The following is a 20,957-nucleotide window of genomic DNA, read 5'->3' on the forward strand; positions in this document are numbered from 1 at the left end:
GCTGCTGCCAAATTTTGGGGTCTACACTGCAAGACAACTAACAGTACCTCAACAGTTTATACGTAGCGTATCCTACCATCTCATGCAGGAGCGTGCTCCACAAGCCCAGCGCGCCAGCATCCGGTATGAGCCAATAGTCGGGAGCTAAGCTGCGGTCGATGGTGCGGAAATCAGCAGGAAAGGCAGTCGGCGACAAGCCCACGCGCCGAAAGCAGCCCAGCGCGCGTCGTTGGTGAAAGGCAGACGTAATGAGCACCAACGATTTGATATCGGGGTGCTGTTGCAATAACTGCTTGGTGTAGAGCGCGTTTTCGCGGGTGTTTCGGCTGCGCTGCTCCAACAGCACATCCTCTTTGGGAACGCCCGCCATGCGCAACAGAATAGCCAGCTCGGCCGCTTCGCTGCGCGCGGTGCTCTGGATCAGCCCCGACCCGCCCGAAATGATAATACGCCGGATTCGGCCCGAACGGTACAGCCACAGCGTATGCGTAAGCCGGTCGGCGCCTTCGTTGAGGTACACGCGGTCGTGGGGCGACTTATTTACTTTCGTGATGCCGGTAAGCAGCACGCCGGCATCGTGCCGCCCCACCGCGCGCAGCGAAACGGCCGGCAGTTCCCAAGCCAGCATGGCCTCGTTAGCCAACCCCGGATTGGTACCCAGCAAGGCTACTACCAAGGCTGCTAACAATAAGCGCCGCTTGTAAACGGGCTGGCGCACCACGACGGCCGCCAGCAGCAACGCCACCAGCCAGACTGCTGGCATGATGACGTAATACAGAATTTTGGAAAGCAGGAAAAACACGGCCGCGAAGCTAACCGAAATTACCCGGGTTGCTTCGCGGCCGTTACATGTGAAAGACTACCTAGAGAAAACAGACAATCGAGGCAAATTATAATTATCTTATTATCAGATATTTACAAAATCAGTGCAACATCATTTCGCGGATGTACTTCACAGGGGCGCTGCCGAAACTCAGAAACTGCTCATTAAAGGTTTTAAGGTCGAAGCTTTTGCCCTGTTTCCGCTTCAGCTCCTCGCGCAGATCGTAGATTTCGGTGTAGCCCGTGAAGTAGCTGCTGAGCTGCACCTGCGAGAGCGTGGCCCGGCGCCACTTGTTGCGAGCCTCGGCTTCTTCCTGAAAGCCGTCGCGCAGGAGCATGGCCACGGCATCCTTTTCCGAAAGGTTGCCCGCTTGCACCTCGTGGTCGACGATGGTATTGAGCGTTACGCGCATGTTCCATTTGTCCCACATCAGCCACATTTCGTCGGAGTTGCCGCCGTAGCCGTTTTCCAGCATCATGCGCTCGGCGTACACGGCCCAGCCCTCTACCATGGCGCCGTTGCCAAAGATGGCCTTAATCAGCGAAGGCGACAGGTTGGCGTACACCAACTGTGTGTAATGCCCAGGGATGGCTTCGTGGATGTTGAGGATTTGAAGCGTGTAGTCGTTGTACTCGCGCAGGTAGCTTTCGGCTTGCGCGGCAGGTTGCCCGTCGAGCGGCTCGACGTTGTAATAGGTATTAGCCGCTTTGTCGTAAGGACCTGGTGCTGAAATAGATGCACCAGCCCCACTGCCGCGCATGTAGAGGGGCGTTTCGCGCACCACGAGCGGCTTGCTGGGGTCTTGAGTGAGCAGTTTGTGATCGTTGACAAACTGAATCAGCGTCGGGATCTGCTGCTTCACGGCCGCCACGAAGCCGGCTTGAGAGGCGTGCTTTTGCGAAAGGCGCGCAATCATCTGCCGGATTGTGGCGGCCGTATCGGCAGGCATCGGCTGGCCGGCAAAGTACTTGGGCCACAGCCGGGTAGCGCGTTTGCCCATGTCGTGCAGCAGCTCGGCCCGGTGGCGCTGGGCCTTCCGGTACACTTCATCGGCGGAGTAGCGAGATTGGATGTCGTAAGCGAACTTCTTGTCGAACAGAGCTTTACCCAACCGGAAGCTGCGAAACTTACCCGCCGGCAATACTTGCTTCTGCAAAAAGCTGATGTAGTTCTCTATCGTTAAGCGCGTGGTTGACAAGCGATTGCGAAACTCCTGCTTTTCCTTCTCTGATAGTTCCGAACGGCTTATCGAATCTTCCAGCGCTTTGCCGAATACGGCCAGCCCGCCTTTGTTCTGCAAAATGGCCAGTTCGGTATGCTCGCGGGTGGGCTGACTGATGTTTTGCTCGGCGGCCTCGTAATAATCCGGGGCGTGCGAAATCTTGGAAGAAATGGCTCGCAGCCGCCGGGCGAGGGGCCAGTAGCGGCCGTTCAGGATTTCGGCTACGGAGCTGCCCAAGTTGTACGTAGCGGGGTTCCATTGCCAGTCGCGCAAGGTATCGGCCGACCAGCGGGAGCTACGCAAGTAGTTGTTGATCAGCAGATAATCCGTTTGATTATTGACTCGCAGGCTTTTTAGCTCAAACGTGCTCAGCTGCTTGAGCATGCGGGTACGCGCGGCGGCTTCTGTCTGTCGGCGGGCCGCAGTGGGCACCACCAGCAGCGAGTCGTACTTGTGGTAGCCTGCCCTGGACGCGCGGCCGGGGTTGTAGTACCAAAGCGAATCGATAAACTGTTTTTTGTAGCGCTCAAACACTGCATCGGGCTGCGTGTCGGTCAGGGCCTGCTTGCGGCCCTCCGATTGGTTGCAGCCCGCCAAGCAGGCCGAAGACACTATGGCGGCGAAGAAAAGTTTGGCAGAGGAGAAGTGGGTCATAGATGGGAAATTGGCGGAATAAATAAGCAACAAAGCACGACCGGAATTGTACTGCCCGCAGCTGGTTATAGTTGTACTAAAAAAAGCGGCCCGCTTTGAGGCAGCTGTCGCTAGGGTGGTTTTGTGCCCGCCCAAATGCAAAAGCCCTGTTCCGGCGCACCGAAGCAGGGCTTTTTTATTAATAGCCGTTACGCGGACAAAGCTCAGCGCGGGGTGCTTACCTGCGCGTCGTGCTTCTGGCGGTAAATGGCCCGGCTGGTGCGGGCTTCGTCGCGCCGCAGTTCCTTGCGCTCCGGCACCGAGATGCGCCCGTCGGCGCGAGCCATTATTTTTTCGTTGCGCAACGCCGTCTGCCGGGCTTTCAGGCGCGCGGCTTCGGTGCGGGTCAGCTCTCCAGATTGTACTCCTGCCTGAATGCGGGCACTTTGAGCATGCTGTTGCGCCGTAACGCGTGGCGTCGTCGTTTGGGCCGAGGCGGTGCCCAATACTAGGAACAGAAGAGCCGAAAGAACAGGAAGCTTTTTCATACTATTTACAATATATTGATTATCAAGTATTTATCTCAAAGTTACAGTTCGGGTAACGCCGTTAATCGTCACGGAAGCAATATTGTCGCAGGCGGCCGTTCCGGTAGGGTCGTAGTTGAGCACCATCGACTTCTCTTTGGAGTTGGTAATAGTAATGATTCCGGCCGTAAAATGACGAGCGCAGCCGGGCGTGAATTGCTTTACCAGCGGCTGCGTAATCACAGCCGAATAGCCCACGCCTTTGCGGTTTGTGCCTGTAGCCGAGCCGGTTACCGTAAATTTATCGTCCAGAATCGTGCGCGTACCAAACCCGGCCGTGCGGGTGTACGTGCGCTGCGCCGACCATTTGTGCGTGCCTTCAGTCGTCACGACGCTGGCGTCTTTTACATCCAGCGAAAAAGAACCGTTGCCTAGGTTGGTTAGTACGCGCGTACCGAGGTGCTGTTTGTCGTTCACGAAGTAGTTCTGGGGCGTAATGGTGATAGTTGCACCTGCTTGGCGGTAGGGTCCGCTGAAAACGGCGATAATTTTGCCGCGCCGCGCTACCCCGTTGGGGCCCACGCAGTTGGTGGTACCAAAATCGATGGTAAGGGTTTTGGTAGCCGCATCGTAGCTGCGCGTCGCACACCCCGACAGCAGCCGCGCCAAATCGTCGGCTGATGCTACTGTGGCACTGTTTGACTGGGCTTCGGTTTCGGGCGAAGCGGCGTCGATGATGTCGCCGGCAGAAGCATTTTCTTCGTCGGCAAGTCCTTGGTCTTCAGCCGAAACGGTGGTACTTAGGGCACCGGGCGCATTGTCCTTGTTACAGCTTGTGAGCCAAAGCATGCTGCTGGCTATGAACACAAAACTGAGGGTGGGTACTGAAAATCGTTGCATAAAATGGAGGGAGAAAAGGGATTGGAAATTGATTTACCCCTTGGAGAGAGAATGTCACAAAAGGTTTAATACAATAGTAGGATTTTTTCTATAATATTTCTTTTCCTATACGTACAGGCTTTCGAGGCATAAACGATGCCCTTATTGCCACGAAAAGGCGTTACAATCGTTACAACTTTGTATTGTTGTCGGATCATTTTCTGAGCCCTATGCGCCCTGCCTCTTCCCTCCTACTGTACGGCCTGTTGCTGAGCCTCACGCCCCTGGCCTGCTCGCAACAGCAACCCGAAACGACTAGCACCGTTGCCACCGCCCCGCCCATGCCCACGCAGGCGCAAACAAGCACCGGTAGCGTTGTCGAAACCTTCGAAACGGGTAGCAAAGGGGCGTATACCGAAGCCGACGAAACCTTGGCTACCGGCACCTGGCACTTCACCGATGCCCTGATCGGCTCGTCGCCCACTGACCACAAAAACGGCTCTCATGCGGCTCGCCTGCGTGGCAAAGGTAGGCTGCGCATGAATTTTAACGCACCCGCCAGCACCCGGCAAATCCGGGTGAGCACAGCGACCTACGGCGACGACCAAGCCAGCACGTGGGAGCTGTGGATCAGCCAGGACGGCGGGCGGCGCTACGTGCGCACCGGCGCGCCAGTCCGGACTACCGGCCCGCGACTTTCCGTCAGCAGCTTTCCGGTAAGCGGTGGCAACTCGGTGCGCCTCGAAATTCGCAAAACCGATGGCAGCAGTGCCCGCCTCAACGTCGATGATATTGAGTTTGTCGGGGGCACGGGTGTGGCCACCACCGGCAGCACTACCTCCCCGACGCTTCGGACCACGGCAGGCAATCCGCCTATTGCGGCCATCGTAACAAGCCGGGAAGACAACCTGGCGCTCGGCAACCCCAGCGGCGCCACCAGCAGCCTCGATAACTTCAGCAACTACCTGATGGTCAAGCCCCAATACACGCTTAGCTACAACCGCGACCGGGGCACGCCCAACTGGGTAAGCTGGCACCTCAACCGCGCCTGGATGGGCTCGGCTCCGCGCCAAGATGATTTCCGGCCCGATCCGGCGCTGCCGCGCGGCTGGTATTCGGTTACGCCGCACAGCTACGCCGGCTCCGGCTTCGACAAAGGCCATAACTGTCCCTCCGCCGATCGCACAACCGACCTCGACGACAATTCGGCGACCTTCCTGATGACCAACATGATTCCGCAGGCGCCCAACAACAACCAGCGCACGTGGTCGAGCCTGGAGGAATACGGCCGCTCGCTGGTGAACCAGGGCTATGAGATTTACGTGATTATGGGCAACTACGGCAAAGGAGGCACAGGCCTCAACGGCCGCGCCGTGACCTTGGACGAAGGCCGCGTTACGGTGCCTGCCCGCGTGTGGAAAGTACTGGTAATCATCCCCGAAGGCGCCGACGACCTCCAGCGCATTGCCGCTGGCCAAGCCCGCATTTTGGCCGTCGATACGCCCAACGACAACAGCATCGACCCGGATTGGAGCCGCTACCGTGTGTCGGTGGATGCGATTGAAGATGCGACCGGCCTGGATTTACTCAGCGCCCTGCCCGTGGAGGTGCAAGATCGCCTGGAAGCTACGGTTGATAGCCGAATGGTGCGTTAAGCCAGCAAACCCCAAGCGTTTTTACTCCGCTCCGAACGTGCCCCCGCGGGGCAACACCACTGCCGGGCAGGCGGCGTGTTGCCCCGCGGGGGCTTCGCTTAGGACCGAAAAGTGTACTGCTACACTATAGTTTACAGGGGCTTACCGATGATATATCATAATGAATTGATCTATAATGTGTTATGAATTTCAATTCTATATACGACCTTTGTGTTTCCGATCGTGCACTATCCAAATTCCCGCTATCCTGACTTTGCTATCTATTATAACGCTTTCATAACCTGATGCTTACATACGTTTCCTCGCCTGCGCTTCCCAAGCATGTGCATCGCTTGGCCGTGGGCGCCCTGTTCTTTTTGCAAGGCTTGTGCTTTGCGAGTTGGGCCTCGCGCATCCCGACCATTCAGCAAAAAATGGGGTTCTCGGATGCTACGCTGGGCGCCGTGCTGTTCGCGTTGCCCGTCGGCCTCATGATTTCGCTACCGCTTTCGGGCTGGCTGGTGACCAAGAAAGGCAGCCGGACGGTGGCCATCGGCGGGGCACTGCTTTATTCCACGATGCTGGCGAGTCTGGGGTTGGCCCAGAACGTGTTTCAGCTGGTGGCGTGCCTGCTGGTGTTTGGCTTTGCCGGCAACATGATGAACATCGCCGTGAACACGCAGGCCGTGGGCGTCGAGTCGCTCTACCGCAAGTCGATCATGGCTTCGTTTCATGGCCTGTGGAGCTTGGCGGGCTTCACCGGAGCCGCGGTTGGCACGCTCATGATTGGCAACGGCATCGAACCGTTTCACCACTTCCTGCTGATCATGATCTTGATTGTGGCCGGCGCTACGGCTGCCTCACGCTTCGCGCTGCCCCAAGATTCTAACCGCAACCCCGACCAGCCCATTTTCGCCAAACCCGATAAATCGCTGATCAACCTGGGCATCATTGCCTTTTGTTCGATGATCTGCGAGGGCGCGATGTTCGACTGGAGCGGCGTGTATTTCAAAAAGGTGGTGCTCGCCGATCAGGCTTGGATTGGCGCAGGTTACACCGCTTTCATGAGCACCATGGCCGGCGGGCGCTTCGTCGCCGACTGGCTCACAACGCGTATCGGCGTGAAGCGAGTGCTGTTACTGAGCGGCACCCTCACGGCTTCCGGTCTCGCACTGGCGGTGCTTTTTCCTACGATGCTCACGGCTATCGTAGGCTTTCTGTTGGTGGGTGCGGGCGTATCGTCGGTGGTGCCGCTGGTGTATAGCGCCGCCGGCCGGTCCGAGGTGCTGTCGCCGGGCGTGGCGCTGGCGGCTGTTTCTACCATCGGCTTCTTGGGCTTTCTGATCGGCCCGCCCATGATTGGGTTGGTAGCGGGCGCTACGAGCCTGCGCATTTCATTTTCCATCATCGCCGTGATGGGCCTTTGTATCGCAGTAGTAGCCAGCCGATCGAAGCTGTAAGACGAAAGCTTTAAAGACTATAAGCTAGTTCCCCTCCTCAGCTGAGGAGGGGAACTAATTTTCTAGTTAAATTATAAATTATTAATAGTCAGCATTCTACATCTTTGGCTTAGCGAAGAAATCTCCCGTATTCCAAGTAGGCCGTTGCGGATTTTGAGCTATCTGGTAGCCAATTAGGAAATTGAGTTGTACGTACTTTTTGCCGGCTTCAAAATCAAACGTGCCGTTGATGTCATCCTGGGGCTTGTGGTAATATTCAGCTCTCCATTTCTGCACGGTTTGGTTGAGATTGTTCTGGCCGTCGGCGGTTTTGTTGCCGTATTTGATGTGTAGCGCCGGAATGCCCTGTGCTACAAAGCTGTATTGATCGCTGCGGATGAAGCGGTTTTGCTCCGGCTCGGGGTCCTGCTCGACCGTCAGGCCCAGGTAGCTGCTAGCTTTCGCTACCTCCTTTTCCAGCGACGAATGCTCAGCGCCCAGCGCCACCACCGACAGCAACGGCGCGATAATCGTGGGCATGTCGGTATTGATATCGGCCACAATGCTCTTGACCGGCACCGTTGGGTTCTTGGCAAAATAAGCCGACCCAAGCAGGCCCATTTCTTCGCCTGTTACCATCACCAGCAACACCGAGCGCTTGGGTTTTTCCTTCAACCGCGAATAGACCTTGGCAATTTCCAGAAGGCTCGCCACGCCGGAAGCGTTGTCGTGCGCCCCGTTGTACAGCGAATCGCCTTTGACCGGTGCCCCGTAGCCTACGTGGTCGAGGTGGGCACTGTGCACCACATATTCGTCTTTCAGGCGGGCATCTGAGCCTGGAATTTTGCCTACCACATTGTAGCTATCAAAGTCCTGATACCGAGAATGATACTTTACCGCAACCGTTGTTTTGAGCGCCGCGGAAGCTGGATGACCTCCCGCAATCGCGGCAAATGCTTTGGCGGTGTCAACGGCGGCAGTGCGCAAAAACTGGTGTAGCGTAGCCGCGTTTACATTGCCCAGCACCTTGATTTGCTTGGAAATGTAATTCCTTGATACTGAAACCTTTCCATCAGCACCTAGCACATAATAAACGCCTTTGTGCAGATTCGGCAATGCGGCCGTAGGCCGAGGATTGGTACTGCCCACCAATACGCCCACCGCGCCGTGCTGCAAGGCATTGCTCAATACGGTGTGCATGTCCATACTCGAAGCCGATATGCTGGACGAAAAGCTCTTCGGAGCGCCCCGCACGATCACCACAATCTTGCCTTTGGCGTCGAGGCCAGCGTAGTCATCGTAGCCCAGCGCAGGCGCGCTGATGCCGTAGCCTGCAAACACCAGCGGCGCCTCCACGGTCACGTCTGCTGCCTCGGGGTTGGGGTATAGTACGTAATCTTTGCCGGAAACCAAGTTCGCAGCAGCACCATTGTTGCCCCGAACCGTGAAGGCAGAAGCAGCATCGGGAATGCCACGGCGCAAGCGCACCCGTTGCAGGTAGGTATTTTTTTCGCCGGCGGGCAGCACGCCCAGCTTTTTGTATTGGCCGGTCACGTAATCTACGGCCATCTGGTAGCCTTCGGTGCCCGGCATGCGGCCTTTCAGCTTGTCATCGGCTAGGTACTGGATGTGGGCCTTGATATCATCCGGACGCACTTGTTCCAGCGCCTGGCTTACGTTTTTATCGACGCTCAACGCTTGAGCCACAGCGTTCTCCGCCAGCAAAGCCCCGCACGACCCCACCAAAAAAGAAAGAATTTTCATGCCACTAAGAATGGGTAAAACTTAAGTCCACAAGAAAAGCCGCAAACCAGCGTACGCAGCCCTTTAAGCCACGAGATCTTGCTCGTGCACAAATACGAAGTTAGTCGAGCTATCGGCAAGGGCAGCCTTGCTCAAGTGACCGCTGGGGGTGATAAACTGCATATGATAGCCCAACGCAGCCATAAACCCAACTATTTCATTATCTGACAGTTGTGCGTTCTGCAAAATACTGCGGTCTATCTCCATCACTACTTTGGGCTTGTGCGTAGCCAGCAGATTTCTCATGCCCCGCAATGCCAGCAGCTCACCACCTTCAATGTCAATTTTGACGAGGTTGAGAGCCGGCAGATCCGCCGCATAGCGGTCGAGGGCCACTGCTTGCACCACTTGCGGCCGGCTACCAACAGCTTGGCTGTAGCGCGAGCCCATGCCGCTATTGTTGGGTGGCGGCGCAAAAAAATCCAGCGGCCCATCTGTGTCGCTGACGGCCAGTTCGGCCGCCACCACATTCGTCAGGCCATTGAGCTGAATGTGCGCTTGCAAGTGCTCGAAGTTCTGCCGGAAGGGTTCGAAAGCATAGACTTTGCCCTTCGGGCCCACCATTTTGGCTGCCACCAGTGTGTGCAGCCCTATGTTGGCTCCTACATCAAATACCACGTCGCCGGGCTTGAGATAACGCTCCAGAAAAGCAATTTCCCGAGCTTCATAGGCACCCAGAAAATACAGGTTTTGCTGAATCCAGTCGCCCAGATGCAAGTGCAACGTCAGCCCGTGCCGATACCTTACGCGCTTGGAAACACCATCGAATAGGCCGATTGGCAAAAACACCTTCTGGTACAGCCCAAAATACTTCGCTTGGAAGTACTTGACACTAAACAACTTACGAAATCCAGTGGCAATCAGCGCTTTCAGTGCGAAACCCGCCTGCATCCACGCCCGGCATGGCATAGCGTGTAGGTTTAGGTTTCTGTAAGAACCGTTTTGAATCCGGCCAGCTGACCATCGTCGGTGCGGCCCAGCGCGTAGGCTTGTATTGTGGGACCTTTGCCGATGCGGTACACTTTGGCATCCTGTAGCTCCTGCTTCATGTACATCTGCAAGGCTTTGAAGCGGTTGGCCAGCGCCACGTCGTTCAGAATGCCTTTGTCGGCGGTATGATTGCGAAGGAAAAGCGTGAGTTCCTGCATTTCTACAGGTGTGCCTGCCGGTTCGCCCACGAGCTTCAGCAAGGCATCGTTGGAGAGGTTGCCGGCCGGGGCCTCAAAGTGCACGGCAGCCAAGGGCGCATCCGATTCGCTCATGAAAAGCAGCCCTTCGGTGAGTTTTTCCAGGCGCTCCGTCACGGCAGATGCGCCTGCACCAGCTGGCGCGGCTTTCGCATCATTTGACTGAGACGCGCTGGCGGCTGGGGCTCCGTCGCCGCCTGGAACTTTGGCCGCAATGGCAGCCGCCAGTTCTTTCATGCGCGCTTCGGCTACTTTGATCTTCGGATTGGCAAAATTCATGTCCGACACCTTGTTCATCGGAATCAAATGAATGTGAGCGTGCGGCACCTCCAGCCCAATCACGGCCACCCCGATGCGCTGGCACGGCACGGCCGCCTGCACGCCCTTGGCCACGCGCTGGGCAAAAAGATGCAGAGCCGCCAGCTCGTCCGGCGCCATATCGAAAATGTAATCGACCTCCCGCTTCGGAATGACCAGAGTATGGCCTTCCACCAGCGGGGTGATGTCGAGAAATGCCAAATGCTGTTCGTCTTCGGCCACCTTATAGGAAGGCAGCTCGCCGGACACAATTCGAGAAAAGATAGAAGCCATGTTGTGAAGAAATGAGGGTTGGAAAGGAGTCGGTCGGCGATAAGCTTTTCGGTGTGCGGGAAGTGTACGAAAACCGTGGAAAAGCAAAGAGGCGAAACTGATTAAAGTCTCACCTCCCGCTTCTCATTTCTCATTTTTTGCCGTTTACCGGCTGATTTCCAGAATCTCAAATTGCAGCTTGCCAGCGGGCACCGTGATTTCGGCCACGTCGCCTACCGATAAGCCCAGCAGCCCTTTGCCAATAGGCGATTTCACCGAAATCTTGCCTGCCGCCAAATTGGCTTCTTCCTCGGCCACGAGCGTATAGTCGAGAATCATGTTGTTCTTGAGGTTTTTGAGCTTCACTTTGCTCAGAATCAAGGCTTTGCTGGCGTCCATGTTCGAATCGTCGATGACGCGGGCGTTGCCGATGATTTCTTCGAGTTTCGCGATTTTCAGCTCTAGGTGGCCCTGCGCATCTTTGGCAGCGTCGTACTCGGCGTTCTCGCTCAAGTCGCCTTTATCGCGCGCTTCGGCAAGCTGACGGGCTACCTCGGCCCGACCGCGGACTTTGAGCGAATTGAGTTCCTCCTTTAGCTTTTGCAGGCCTTCGGGAGTATAGTAATTGACAGTTGACATGGCGGTGGGATGGTAAGCTAAAAAACAAGGAGAACGGTCGGCCAAGCCAACCGTTCTCCGAACAGGTTGAGACAAATATACAAACCTCCCCAAACTTCCGCTACTTCTGCATGGAGCCGGTGCGCAGAAATTCTGCGATTTTCCGGACCAACACTTCGTTAATGCGGCGGTACGATTGGTGGGTCCAGCCGCCGATGTGCGGGGAGAGAATTACGTTGGGCGCGGAGGTCAGAAAATCGAAGCGCGCTTGCTGCTCGGCGGTTAAGGTAGTGAGCTTTTCGTTCTCGAGCACGTCTAGGCCCGCACCCCGAATCTGGCCGCTTTGCAGACCACTTACCAACGCGGCGTGGTCGAGCACTTCGCCGCGGGCTGTATTCAGCAACCAGATGGGGTTGCGAAACCCTCGGAGCAACTCATCATTCACAAACCGATGATTATCAACCGAATATGGAATATGAATACTAAACACCTCGGCGCGTTGCTGCAATTCGGCCAGTGATACCAGCGTCGCGTGGTGATCGGCAGTGCACGCTGGGTCGTGGTCGTAGGCCAACACAGTGCAGTCGAACGCGGCCAGGCGACGTGCAACGGCGCGCCCCATGTGCCCATAGCCCAACAAACCGATGGTCTTGCCTCCGATTTCTTCGCCCCGGTTGGCTTCGCGCCGCCACACGCTTTGGCGCACTTCGCTGTCGGCTTGCACTATATTCCGAAACAGGCTCAGCAGCAATCCGATAGCGAATTCCCCTACGGCATCTTGGTTGCCTTCGGGCGCATTCAGCAGCGTAACGCCCGCCGCCGCCAACGCCGCTTCATCGATGTTATCGACGCCGGCACCGGCGCGGGCCACGTAGCGCAGCTTGGGGCCGTGGGCGAGCAGCTCGGCGGTCACGCGTATTTTGCTGCGCACCATCAGGCCGTCGTAGGGCTGCGCAGCGAGGGCAGCGGGAATTTCAGCCGCTTTCAGATCGGGGCGGTAGTGCATCTGCACGTCGATCTGTTGCAACATTTCTTGCAGCGACGGGTGCATCTCATCGACCACGAGGCAAAGGGAGCGCGTTATGCCGCCGGAATTTTGGGTAGAAGGGAAAACAGAATCCGCGGAATTAGAATCAAGATTCGTCATTGGCTATCTAAAACATGGGCTCGTGGCCGCCACGCAAGCCTTGCGAAGCCGGATTGGGGGCTCGGTGCTGCTCTACAAACTGCGTCAAGCCCACAAACTCAGGCACGCCAAGCTGCTCGGCCCGTTTGTCGAAAATCGGGTCGGTGGTGGCTTCGGCGGGCATCCCAAATGGCTTCAGGGCGTTGCGCAACGTTTTGCGGCGGGTCTGGAAAGCCTGCTTTACCACCTGAAAAAACAGCTTCTCGTCGCAGTCTAGCTTCACGGTATCATTCCGCGTCAGACGAATTACGGCCGACTGCACCTTGGGCGGCGGAATAAAAACGTGAGGCGGTACCGTAAACAAATACTCGATACGATAAAATGCTTGTAGTAAGACACTTAGAATACCATAGGTTTTGGAGCCCGGCGGCTCGGCCAGGCGGTCGGCTACTTCCTTCTGTATCATGCCCACCACTTCGCGCACCTGGTGGCGGTGGTTGAGCACTTGAAAGAAAATCTGGCTCGAGATATTATAAGGAAAGTTGCCGATGATGCTCAACGGCTGGGCCGGAAACAGCTTGCTTAGGTCCTGCTTCAGAAAGTCGGCCGAAAAAATGCGGTTGTTGAGCGCCGGAAAGTGCTGTTGCAGGTACGCCACCGATTCGCGGTCAATCTCGATGACGGTGGTGCGGTATTCCGGGTGCTTCAGCAGATCGCCGGTCAGCACGCCCATGCCCGGCCCGATTTCCAGCACTTCCGACACGCCCTCAGGCAATTGCAGCGATTCGACAATGCGGCGGGCAATGTTTGGATCGGCCAGGAAATGCTGACCTAAGTGTTTTTTCGGGCTAACGTGGTCCATAAGGGCAATGTAAGGGCGGGCGAAGATGTAAAAGCAACCGAAGCAAGCAAATATCGTTTCCAGCGGAGATCAGCGCGGTTGCCTGCTTTTGTCCTCACTTCCACTACACGGCTAAAACGCATACCTTGCGCGGCCGTAAAGATACGGTCTGTCCGCCCCGATTTGCATTGGGTTGCGCAGTTGGCCGCTTCTTCCGCCCCTTCAAGCCCTGCTACCATGCCGCTTCACCTTGCTCATGCCGCTGACCTGCCTACGGGCGTCACGACCGTTTTTATTCTGCCCGCCGGCACGCACAACCTGCCGGATGCGGCGGCTACTGACCTTCCCAAGGAGGCTCGGCAGTACGTTTCCGATCAATTAGCTGCCGATGCTAAGCTGGTTACTGTCAACCACTTCTCGCACCACCACTACTTTGTCGCCGCGGCCGCCAAGCCTTCCGCCGATCTGGTGGCGGAAGCCCTACGCCGGCACGGGCATCAATTGCATAATGCCCTTAAAGCAGCTAAAACGCAAGAGGTTTATATTCAAGACCTTACCGAAGAAGGCTCCGGAGCTTTGGCCTTGGCGGAAGGACTTTACCTTTCAGCTTACAAATTTGCCGGCTATAAGACCGATGCGAAATCGAAAGCCGATTCGGCCCTGAACCGCATCGTCGTGACCGGATCGCAGGTTACGGCCGAAGCAGTGCAGGAGTTGGAAGGAGTGCTGCAAGGTGTATTCTTGGCCCGTGACCTCGTTAACGCCCCCTTCAACAAGCTGAATGCCACACAGTTTGCCGATCAGATGGCCGCAGCAGGTGAAGAAGCAGGCTTTCATACCGAAATTCTGGATTTGGTGCGGATTGAGGCGTTGCGGATGGGCGGCCTGCTGGCCGTAAACATGGGCAGCCCCGAGCCGCCCACGTTCACCATCATGGAATACAAACCCGAAAATGCGCGCAACGAGAAGCCCTACGTACTCGTCGGCAAAGGCGTAGTATTCGATACGGGTGGCCTGAGCCTGAAGCCCACGCCCAACTCCATGGACATGATGAAGTGCGACATGGCCGGCGGGGCTGCCGTAACGGGCGTATTATATGCCTTGGCCAAAAACAAAATTCCATTGCACGTTATCGGCTTAGTACCAGCCACCGACAACCGTCCCGGCGGCATGGCTTTCGTGCCCGGCGATGTGCTCACCATGTACAGCGGCCTCACGGTGGAAGTGCTGAACACCGACGCCGAAGGCCGCCTGATCCTAGCCGATGCGTTGGCCTTTGCCAAGAAATACCACCCCGAGCTGGTGGTCGATATTGCTACTCTCACCGGTGCGGCGGCTCGCGCAGTGGGCAAAGAAGGCTTGGTGGCAATGGGCACGGCCGGCGACGAGCGGCTACTTCAGCTCAAACAAGCCGGCAACCGCACCCACGAACGCATCGTGGAATTTCCGCTCTGGGAAGAATATGCCGACCACATCAAATCCGACATTGCCGACATCAACAATTTGGGCAAAGCTGAAGCCGGCCACGTTTCCGCGGGCAAGTTTCTGGAGCGCTTCACCGAAGGTTACCCTTGGATCCATCTCGACATCGCCGCCCCGGCTTACCTGACGGCCCCCGACAGCTACCGCGGCAAAGGTGGCACCGGCACCAGCGTACGCTTGCTCTACGATTTTCTAAAGAGCCTATAACTCCCGCCTCACTCCTCAGCTTAAGTGCTACGCCCCTATTAAGGCCTACTTAGCTGAGAAAATTTGTTAGGATAATTCCTTATCCGACAAGTAACTCCCTCACCTCTGACCACTTACCTATGACGCACCCGCCCCGCATCGGCATATCCGTCGGCGACCTGGCTGGCATCGGGCCGGAAATCATCTATAAAACGCTCTTAGACAGCCGTTTATTAAAATACTGTACGCCGGTTGTTTACGGTACCGCTACGGTTCTCTTCGACGATTTCCCCGTTGACAAGCAAGCTGGCCCGCTCACGTTCCGTCAGGTACGCGCGGCCGCCGATATCGCCATCGGCAAGCACAATGCCGTTACGTGCTGGGACGAAGACTTTGCCCTGACTCCCGGCAAGCCCACGGAAGCTTCGGGTCGGGCTGCCCGGCAATCGCTGTTGGCCGCCTGCCGCGATTTGAAAGCAGGCCTGATCGACGGCATCGTGACGGCTCCTATTAGCAAAGAGAACACACAGGCCGACGATTTTCGCTACCCTGGCCACACCGAATTTCTTACCGATTTCTTTGGGGCACCGGAAAGCCTTATGTTGCTAGCCAGCGAGGATTTGCGCGTAGCAACCGTAACCGGGCACATGGCCTTGAAAGACGTACCCGGCAAGCTTACTGCCAACTTGCTGACGACCAAGCTGCGCATTTTGCTTGATTCGCTGCATCACGATTTTGGTATTGACAAGCCGCGCGTGGCAGTCTTAGGCCTGAACCCGCACGCCGGCGAGAACGGGCTGCTTGGGTCGGAGGAGGTGGAAATTGTTACGCCCGTCATCCAGCAGTTCCTCAACAACGGCGAACTAGCATATGGCCCCTTCCCTGCCGATGGCTACTTCGGCACCGGCCAGTTCCGGAAGTTTGATGCCACCTTGGCGCTCTACCACGATCAGGGGCTGATTCCTTTTAAAACCATTGCATTTGAGCGCGGCGTCAATTTTACGGCCGGCCTGCCGGTCATTCGCACCTCGCCCGACCATGGTACGGCTTATGGCATTGCCGGCAGCTTTGCCGCCGATGCCACTTCCTTCCGGGAGGCGCTGTACATGGCCTGCGATTTGGTACGCAAAAGAGCAACAGAAGCAATCACCAAGTCACAAGCAATGCATTGATAGTGAATGTGTTGCAAAAATCCCATAAGAATAAGCTGCTATCATTTTGGGCAATGTTCAGGAGTAAAGTTTCCAAAAACGAAACTTTATTTTCCCATTAGAAATCTTTGCCCCAACTTTGTGCACCCAAACCACTTAAGCAGCGTATCCGTTTTCTGATGCTGATTACCTCTCCCTTACTTTACAAAGAAGCACTGCGGCGCCTCGATGAGCTCACCAGCGACAGAACAAGCCAGCAGGGAGACCCAGATCAATCTATTGATATTCAGCATCTTACATCAGAAATCGAGGCTTATGAAGCCCGCCTACAGCTGCTACCCCTTCCGATGTTGCCCACTACCTTAGCCGATATGATCGAGCTGAAGCGCCAGCAGTTGCAACTGAAGCAGAAAGAATTGGCACAACTGCTGGAAGTACCGGCAGGTCGCCTGTCGCAAATCCTAAGTGGCAAGCGTCGAGTTACCCTCGATTTAGCCAAAAAGCTTTACGAACGGTTGGGCATTAGCCCCGAATTCATTCTCAAAACTGCTTAGGATTTGGGCTTATAAAGGCTTTGTTTTTACAAAACGCAGAAATCTTCCTACTTTTGCCCCCTGCTATTAACCCAACCGTGAAAAAGGACGCACAATTCGATTTGGCAATTGCCAAACTAGCCTTCAAAACGCATCATTTTGCGTTTGAGCTGGGGCGTGCTTTTTTTGAGCAGTTCGACCAAAGCTTAATCCAGGAGGGTGATCTTCATGCGGATCTTGATCTGACAAAAACCGACCGCCTGTTGACGCTTGATTTTCACATCAAGGGTACCGTGCGCCTTACCTGCGATCGTAGCTTGGAAGAATTCGACCAACCGATTGACGTGCAGCACCAACTGCTTGTGCGCTACGGCGATCAGGACCTGGAGCTGGACGAAGATGTGTTCCAAATCACGCCTGATACCCAGACGCTTCCTGTTGCTCAGCATTTGTTCGACTACATCGGGCTTGCAATTCCGATGAAGAAGTTACACCCACGTTTCCAGAACGAACCGGACGAAAATCCAGAGGCGGATAGCAAGCTTATTTTTTCTACCCGCAGCGATGCGGATGAAAACGACGATGAGCCTTCCGACCCACGTTGGGATGCGTTACGCAACCTCAACTAGGTTCTCAATTCAATAAATTCAACACTCATAATACGTAATTTCCAATCATGGCACATCCTAAGCGCCGCACCTCCAAAACCCGTCGCGACAAGCGTCGCACCCACGACAAGCTCACTCCGAAAGCAATCACTATTTGCCAAAATACTGGTGAGCTTCACCTGCGTCACAAGGCTTATGTAGTAGATGGTGATCTATATCTGCACGGCAAAGTAGCGATTAAAGATTACGCTCCAGTAGCCGCTGCCGCGACTTCTACCGACGAGGAATAACCTATTTCTGCCTCGTCTAGCCGGCGAATAGCCGGCCTGCCTTCCCGACCTTATACCTCTTGAACTTTCGTACATGAAGATAGCCCTGGACGCAATGGGGGGCGATTTTGCTCCTCAGGCTGCTGTCGATGGCGCTGTGCTGGCAGCTGAAAAGCTGGACGGCAAAGCTCAGATTGTGCTTATCGGCCAGGAAGAAGCCGTGCGGCCCTTGCTTGAACAACACGGACCGGCGGCTGCTAGCCTTATTCTCATCCCCGCATCGCAGGTGATCGAGATGGGCGAGCACCCAGCCAAAGCCTATCAGCAGAAGCAGGATTCCAGTATTGCTGTAGGCTATCGCATGCTGCACGCTGGAGAATTGGATGCCTTCTGCTCAGCAGGCAGCACGGGAGCCATGTTGGTCGGTGCAATGTTTAGCGTAAAAGCTGTGCCGGGTGTACTGCGTCCGGCCATTGCTAATTTTGTTCCGAAGATGCATGGCGGATACGGCATTCTGTTGGACGTAGGTGCCAATGCCGAATGCAAACCCGAAATGCTGGAGCAATTTGGCGAGCTCGGCTCTTTGTATGCTCAATACGTTTTGGGCATTAACGAGCCGAAAGTAGGCCTCATGAACTTGGGGGAAGAGGAAGGCAAGGGTACAGTCCTTACTCAGGCTGCCCATCAATTATTAAAGGTGAACCCGCACATCAATTTTGTGGGTAACATCGAGGGCCGCGACCTGTTCAATTCCAAAGCTGACGTTATTGTCTGCGACGGATATACTGGCAACGTCGTGCTGAAATTAGCTGAGTCGATCTATGATATTCTGGTCGAGAAGCAGATGCACGATCCGTTCTTCGATAAATTTAACTACGAAGCCATTGGAGGCAGCCCAATCTTGGGCATCAACGACAATGCCATTATTGGTCATGGTGTAAGTACTCCATTTGCTATCTGCAACATGCTGCTGCAAGGCTATCAAATGGCCGAATCAGGCATCTCCGACCAAATAAAAAGCACATTCAAGTCCTAGCGACTAAGTCCGGCTCAGGCCGGACTTTTTTTGCCGCGTTTTTCCGTCCTTTTCAATGAAAGTTACCGCCGCAATCACCGGAGTGGGCTCTTATGTGCCTGACTACGTGCTTACTAACAAAGAACTCGAAACGATGGTGGACACCACCGACGAGTGGATTTTGAGTAGAACCGGCATTCAGGAAAGGCGAATTTTAAAAGGAGAAAACCAAGGCACCTCCGTTATGGGCGTGCGGGCGGTGCAGCAATTGCTGGAGAAAACCGGTACCCGTGCCGACGAAATTGACCTGATTATTTGCGCAACCACTACGCCAGATCTAGTATTTCCAGCCACCGCCAATATTATTTCTGCTGCTGTAGGTGCTACCAAAGCATTTAGCTTTGATATGCAAGCCGCCTGTTCGGGCTTTATGTTTGCCCTCGCGACGGGCGCTCAGTTTATCCAAACCGGCGCATACAAAAAAGTCGTAATCGTAGGTGCCGATAAAATGTCGAGCATCATAGATTACACCGATCGCTCCACTTGCATCATTTTCGGCGATGGGGCCGGCGCTGTGCTGCTTGAACCCAACACAGAAGGATTTGGCTTGCTCGACCAGCAGCTTTGCTCGGATGGCAACGGGGAGGCTTTTCTGCATCAGAAAGCGGGAGGTAGCCGCCGCCCTCCGTCAGTTGAGACTGTGGCGAATCGGGAACACTACGTTTACCAGGAAGGCGCTACAGTCTTCAAGTTTGCGGTAAAGAACATGGCCGATGTTGCAGCACAGGTCATGGAACGTAACCACTTGACTAACAATGATGTAGCTTGGCTCGTGCCGCACCAGGCAAACCGCCGCATTATCGACGCTACTGCTAACCGAATGGGCGTAGGTCCGGAGAAAGTGATGCTCAATATTCACCGTTACGGCAACACGACCAACGGCACTATTCCGCTCTGCCTTGCTGACTACGAATCGCAACTGCGCAAGGGTGACAACGTAATAATCGCAGCTTTTGGTGGCGGTTTTACGTGGGGTTCGCTCTACCTGAAGTGGGCTTACGATCCCAAACCCGTTTCCGAACTGGTTTAAGTAGCCTGCTAAACGCGGAAATCTCCTATACTTGCACTCCCGACGTGCCGCTTGGTAATTCTGAGTTATGAATTCTGAAGTTTGAATTGCCAGCTTTGTTGAAGCGGCTCTTCGTACTGTTCAGGTCACAACTCAGAATTCATAATTTATAATCCAGAATTCCCACAAAAAATGGCCACCACCGCAGATTTTCGCAACGGTCTGGTACTTGAGTACAACAACGACCTGTACGTTATCACTGAATTTCAGCACGTAAAGCCGGGCAAAGGTCCCGCTTTCGTTCGCACGAAGCTTCGTAATATCAAAACCGGCAAGGTGCTCGACAACACCTTCAATGCAGGCGTGAAAGTTACCACTGCTCGTGTGGAGCAACGTCCGCATCAATACCTGTTCCGCGACGACTATGGCTTTACGTTCATGGACAACGCGACGTTTGAGCAAGTGGTGCTTCCCGAAGCGATGGTTCCGTTCGCTGACCTGATGAAGGAAGGCCAGGAAGCGACAATATTATTTCACGCCGAAACGGAACAGCCCCTGACGGCCGAATTACCCACGACGGTAGAATTGATTGTGACGTACACTGAGCCCGGTTTGCGCGGCGATACGGCCACGAACACCTTAAAGCCGGCAACGGTAGAAACCGGCGCCCGTATTCAGGTTCCGCTATTCATTGAGCAAGACCAGAAAATTCGCGTCGATACGCGCGATTACTCCTATGTCGAAAGAGTCAAATAAGCAGTTGCCGCCAAAGCCTTCCGCCGCCGCCATGAAAGCCAAAGAACTTCAGGAACTACTCGATTTCATTGCCAAATCGGGCTTGAACAAAGTCAACATTGAAACCGAAGAGTTCAAGATCTCGGTGCAACGTGAGCCCAGTTACAAACCCATAATTGGTTCCGTGTCGGCTGCTCCGGCTCCGGCCCCTGTAGCAGCGGCCCCAGCACCTGCTCCGGCGGCTGCCCCAACCCAGGCGACACCCGCTTCGGCTCCGGCCCCAGAAGCTGCAGCCAGCAGCAACTACCAGCCCTTGAAAGCACCGATGATCGGCACTTTCTATCGCAGCAACAGCCCCGACAACCCTCCTTTCGTGAGCGTTGGCGACATGGTGGAGAAAGGTCAGGTTATCTGCATCATCGAAGCCATGAAGCTGTTCAATGAAATTGAAGCTGAATCGTCGGGGCGCGTAGTGAAGGTATTGGTAGAGAACTCTACGCCCGTGGAGTACGACCAGCCGTTGTTTCTCATCGAACCGATGTAATATCCAGGGTCTTAGGGTCTTGGAATCTTGGGGATTCAGAATGCTTGAATAAAGCAAGTCTGG

At 55.3% G+C, this 20,957-nt stretch carries 21 protein-coding genes; 11 read left to right on the forward strand and 10 right to left on the reverse strand.

What is annotated here, in order from left to right:
• Positions 1-37: 37 nt before the first annotated feature.
• The 4 genes from FHG12_RS20290 to FHG12_RS20305 form a co-directional block, all read right to left on the reverse strand.
• Positions 38-802: a YdcF family protein gene (locus FHG12_RS20290; protein ID WP_139517524.1), complete on the reverse strand. Its 765-nt coding sequence runs from the start codon at positions 800-802 to the stop codon at positions 38-40.
• Between the two features lie 121 nt (positions 803-923).
• The gene (locus tag FHG12_RS20295) at positions 924-2,699 is read right to left on the reverse strand and encodes a DUF885 domain-containing protein (protein ID WP_139517525.1); all 1,776 of its coding nucleotides are present in this window, start codon (positions 2,697-2,699) and stop codon (positions 924-926) included.
• Positions 2,700-2,902: 203 nt separating this feature from the next.
• Complete coding sequence (locus tag FHG12_RS20300; RefSeq protein WP_139517526.1) at positions 2,903-3,226, reverse strand: hypothetical protein; 324 nt, start codon at positions 3,224-3,226, stop codon at positions 2,903-2,905.
• 30 nt (positions 3,227-3,256) lie between these two features.
• On the reverse strand, positions 3,257-4,105 hold the full coding sequence (locus FHG12_RS20305; protein WP_139517527.1) for a hypothetical protein: 849 nt from the start codon (positions 4,103-4,105) through the stop codon (positions 3,257-3,259).
• Positions 4,106-4,314: 209 nt separating this feature from the next.
• On the opposite strand from FHG12_RS20305, the gene FHG12_RS20310 reads away from it, so the two are divergent.
• A complete protein-coding gene (locus FHG12_RS20310; protein ID WP_139517528.1) occupies positions 4,315-5,739 on the forward strand; it encodes a DNA/RNA non-specific endonuclease in 1,425 nt (474 codons plus the stop codon).
• Positions 5,740-6,023: 284 nt separating this feature from the next.
• Positions 6,024-7,178: an MFS transporter gene (locus FHG12_RS20315; protein ID WP_139517529.1), complete on the forward strand. Its 1,155-nt coding sequence runs from the start codon at positions 6,024-6,026 to the stop codon at positions 7,176-7,178.
• A 96-nt stretch (positions 7,179-7,274) separates the two neighbouring features.
• Here FHG12_RS20315 and FHG12_RS20320 read toward each other — a convergent pair whose 3' ends face one another.
• The 6 genes from FHG12_RS20320 to rsmA form a co-directional block, all read right to left on the reverse strand.
• Positions 7,275-8,921 carry a M28 family peptidase gene (locus tag FHG12_RS20320; protein WP_139517530.1) on the reverse strand — a complete coding sequence of 549 codons (1,647 nt, stop codon included), beginning with the start codon at positions 8,919-8,921 and terminating at the stop codon, positions 7,275-7,277.
• A gap of 63 nt (positions 8,922-8,984) precedes the next feature.
• Positions 8,985-9,869, reverse strand: coding sequence for an FkbM family methyltransferase (locus tag FHG12_RS20325; protein ID WP_139517531.1), 885 nt, complete (start codon positions 9,867-9,869; stop codon positions 8,985-8,987).
• Between the two features lie 11 nt (positions 9,870-9,880).
• Complete coding sequence (locus FHG12_RS21370) at positions 9,881-10,738, reverse strand: nuclease A inhibitor family protein (RefSeq protein WP_139517532.1); 858 nt, start codon at positions 10,736-10,738, stop codon at positions 9,881-9,883.
• A gap of 144 nt (positions 10,739-10,882) precedes the next feature.
• Entirely contained in the window at positions 10,883-11,356 is a 474-nt protein-coding gene (gene greA / locus FHG12_RS20335) for a transcription elongation factor GreA (RefSeq protein ID WP_139517533.1), read from the reverse strand.
• 100 nt (positions 11,357-11,456) lie between these two features.
• On the reverse strand, positions 11,457-12,482 hold the full coding sequence (locus FHG12_RS20340; protein ID WP_139517534.1) for an NAD(P)-dependent oxidoreductase: 1,026 nt from the start codon (positions 12,480-12,482) through the stop codon (positions 11,457-11,459).
• Between the two features lie 7 nt (positions 12,483-12,489).
• A complete protein-coding gene (gene rsmA, locus FHG12_RS20345) occupies positions 12,490-13,323 on the reverse strand; it encodes a 16S rRNA (adenine(1518)-N(6)/adenine(1519)-N(6))-dimethyltransferase RsmA (protein ID WP_139517535.1) in 834 nt (277 codons plus the stop codon).
• Between the two features lie 216 nt (positions 13,324-13,539).
• Between rsmA and FHG12_RS20350 the strand changes: the two genes are divergently transcribed.
• The 9 genes from FHG12_RS20350 to accB all read left to right on the forward strand — a co-directional run bounded on the left by FHG12_RS20350 (position 13,540) and on the right by accB (position 20,894).
• On the forward strand, positions 13,540-14,991 hold the full coding sequence (locus FHG12_RS20350; RefSeq protein WP_139517536.1) for a leucyl aminopeptidase family protein: 1,452 nt from the start codon (positions 13,540-13,542) through the stop codon (positions 14,989-14,991).
• A 119-nt stretch (positions 14,992-15,110) separates the two neighbouring features.
• A complete protein-coding gene (pdxA, locus tag FHG12_RS20355) occupies positions 15,111-16,142 on the forward strand; it encodes a 4-hydroxythreonine-4-phosphate dehydrogenase PdxA (RefSeq protein ID WP_139517537.1) in 1,032 nt (343 codons plus the stop codon).
• A gap of 158 nt (positions 16,143-16,300) precedes the next feature.
• Positions 16,301-16,675 (forward strand): helix-turn-helix domain-containing protein, encoded by a 375-nt coding sequence (locus FHG12_RS20360; RefSeq protein ID WP_139517538.1) that lies wholly within the window; start codon positions 16,301-16,303, stop codon positions 16,673-16,675.
• A gap of 77 nt (positions 16,676-16,752) precedes the next feature.
• Positions 16,753-17,283: a YceD family protein gene (locus tag FHG12_RS20365; RefSeq protein WP_139517539.1), complete on the forward strand. Its 531-nt coding sequence runs from the start codon at positions 16,753-16,755 to the stop codon at positions 17,281-17,283.
• Between the two features lie 47 nt (positions 17,284-17,330).
• Positions 17,331-17,552, forward strand: coding sequence for a 50S ribosomal protein L32 (gene rpmF / locus FHG12_RS20370; protein WP_139517540.1), 222 nt, complete (start codon positions 17,331-17,333; stop codon positions 17,550-17,552).
• 73 nt (positions 17,553-17,625) lie between these two features.
• A complete protein-coding gene (gene plsX / locus FHG12_RS20375) occupies positions 17,626-18,567 on the forward strand; it encodes a phosphate acyltransferase PlsX (RefSeq protein WP_139517541.1) in 942 nt (313 codons plus the stop codon).
• Positions 18,568-18,622: 55 nt separating this feature from the next.
• Positions 18,623-19,636: a beta-ketoacyl-ACP synthase III gene (locus FHG12_RS20380; protein ID WP_139517542.1), complete on the forward strand. Its 1,014-nt coding sequence runs from the start codon at positions 18,623-18,625 to the stop codon at positions 19,634-19,636.
• A 171-nt stretch (positions 19,637-19,807) separates the two neighbouring features.
• Positions 19,808-20,371, forward strand: coding sequence for an elongation factor P (efp, locus tag FHG12_RS20385; RefSeq protein ID WP_139517543.1), 564 nt, complete (start codon positions 19,808-19,810; stop codon positions 20,369-20,371).
• Positions 20,372-20,402: 31 nt separating this feature from the next.
• Positions 20,403-20,894, forward strand: coding sequence for an acetyl-CoA carboxylase biotin carboxyl carrier protein (gene accB / locus FHG12_RS20390; protein WP_139517544.1), 492 nt, complete (start codon positions 20,403-20,405; stop codon positions 20,892-20,894).
• The last annotated feature ends 63 nt before the right edge of the window (positions 20,895-20,957 follow it).

This window comes from Hymenobacter jejuensis, assembly GCF_006337165.1.
GTDB classification, from domain to species: domain Bacteria; phylum Bacteroidota; class Bacteroidia; order Cytophagales; family Hymenobacteraceae; genus Hymenobacter; species Hymenobacter jejuensis.

Excerpts from the sequence above, each read along its gene's own strand:
- FHG12_RS20295 (WP_139517525.1), bottom strand. The coding sequence starts at position 2,699 with ATGACCCACTTCTCCTCTGCCAAACTTTTCTTCGCCGCCATAGTGTCT.
- FHG12_RS20300 (WP_139517526.1), bottom strand. The coding sequence starts at position 3,226 with ATGAAAAAGCTTCCTGTTCTTTCGGCTCTTCTGTTCCTAGTATTGGGC.
- FHG12_RS20305 (WP_139517527.1), bottom strand. The coding sequence starts at position 4,105 with ATGCAACGATTTTCAGTACCCACCCTCAGTTTTGTGTTCATAGCCAGC.
- FHG12_RS20310 (WP_139517528.1), top strand. The coding sequence starts at position 4,315 with ATGCGCCCTGCCTCTTCCCTCCTACTGTACGGCCTGTTGCTGAGCCTC.
- FHG12_RS20315 (WP_139517529.1), top strand. The coding sequence starts at position 6,024 with ATGCTTACATACGTTTCCTCGCCTGCGCTTCCCAAGCATGTGCATCGC.
- FHG12_RS20320 (WP_139517530.1), bottom strand. The coding sequence starts at position 8,921 with ATGAAAATTCTTTCTTTTTTGGTGGGGTCGTGCGGGGCTTTGCTGGCG.
- FHG12_RS20325 (WP_139517531.1), bottom strand. The coding sequence starts at position 9,869 with ATGCCATGCCGGGCGTGGATGCAGGCGGGTTTCGCACTGAAAGCGCTG.
- FHG12_RS21370 (WP_139517532.1), bottom strand. The coding sequence starts at position 10,738 with ATGGCTTCTATCTTTTCTCGAATTGTGTCCGGCGAGCTGCCTTCCTAT.
- greA (WP_139517533.1), bottom strand. The coding sequence starts at position 11,356 with ATGTCAACTGTCAATTACTATACTCCCGAAGGCCTGCAAAAGCTAAAG.
- FHG12_RS20340 (WP_139517534.1), bottom strand. The coding sequence starts at position 12,482 with ATGACGAATCTTGATTCTAATTCCGCGGATTCTGTTTTCCCTTCTACC.
- rsmA (WP_139517535.1), bottom strand. The coding sequence starts at position 13,323 with ATGGACCACGTTAGCCCGAAAAAACACTTAGGTCAGCATTTCCTGGCC.
- FHG12_RS20350 (WP_139517536.1), top strand. The coding sequence starts at position 13,540 with ATGCCGCTTCACCTTGCTCATGCCGCTGACCTGCCTACGGGCGTCACG.
- pdxA (WP_139517537.1), top strand. The coding sequence starts at position 15,111 with ATGACGCACCCGCCCCGCATCGGCATATCCGTCGGCGACCTGGCTGGC.
- FHG12_RS20360 (WP_139517538.1), top strand. The coding sequence starts at position 16,301 with ATGCTGATTACCTCTCCCTTACTTTACAAAGAAGCACTGCGGCGCCTC.
- rpmF (WP_139517540.1), top strand. The coding sequence starts at position 17,331 with ATGGCACATCCTAAGCGCCGCACCTCCAAAACCCGTCGCGACAAGCGT.
- plsX (WP_139517541.1), top strand. The coding sequence starts at position 17,626 with ATGAAGATAGCCCTGGACGCAATGGGGGGCGATTTTGCTCCTCAGGCT.
- FHG12_RS20380 (WP_139517542.1), top strand. The coding sequence starts at position 18,623 with ATGAAAGTTACCGCCGCAATCACCGGAGTGGGCTCTTATGTGCCTGAC.
- efp (WP_139517543.1), top strand. The coding sequence starts at position 19,808 with ATGGCCACCACCGCAGATTTTCGCAACGGTCTGGTACTTGAGTACAAC.
- accB (WP_139517544.1), top strand. The coding sequence starts at position 20,403 with ATGAAAGCCAAAGAACTTCAGGAACTACTCGATTTCATTGCCAAATCG.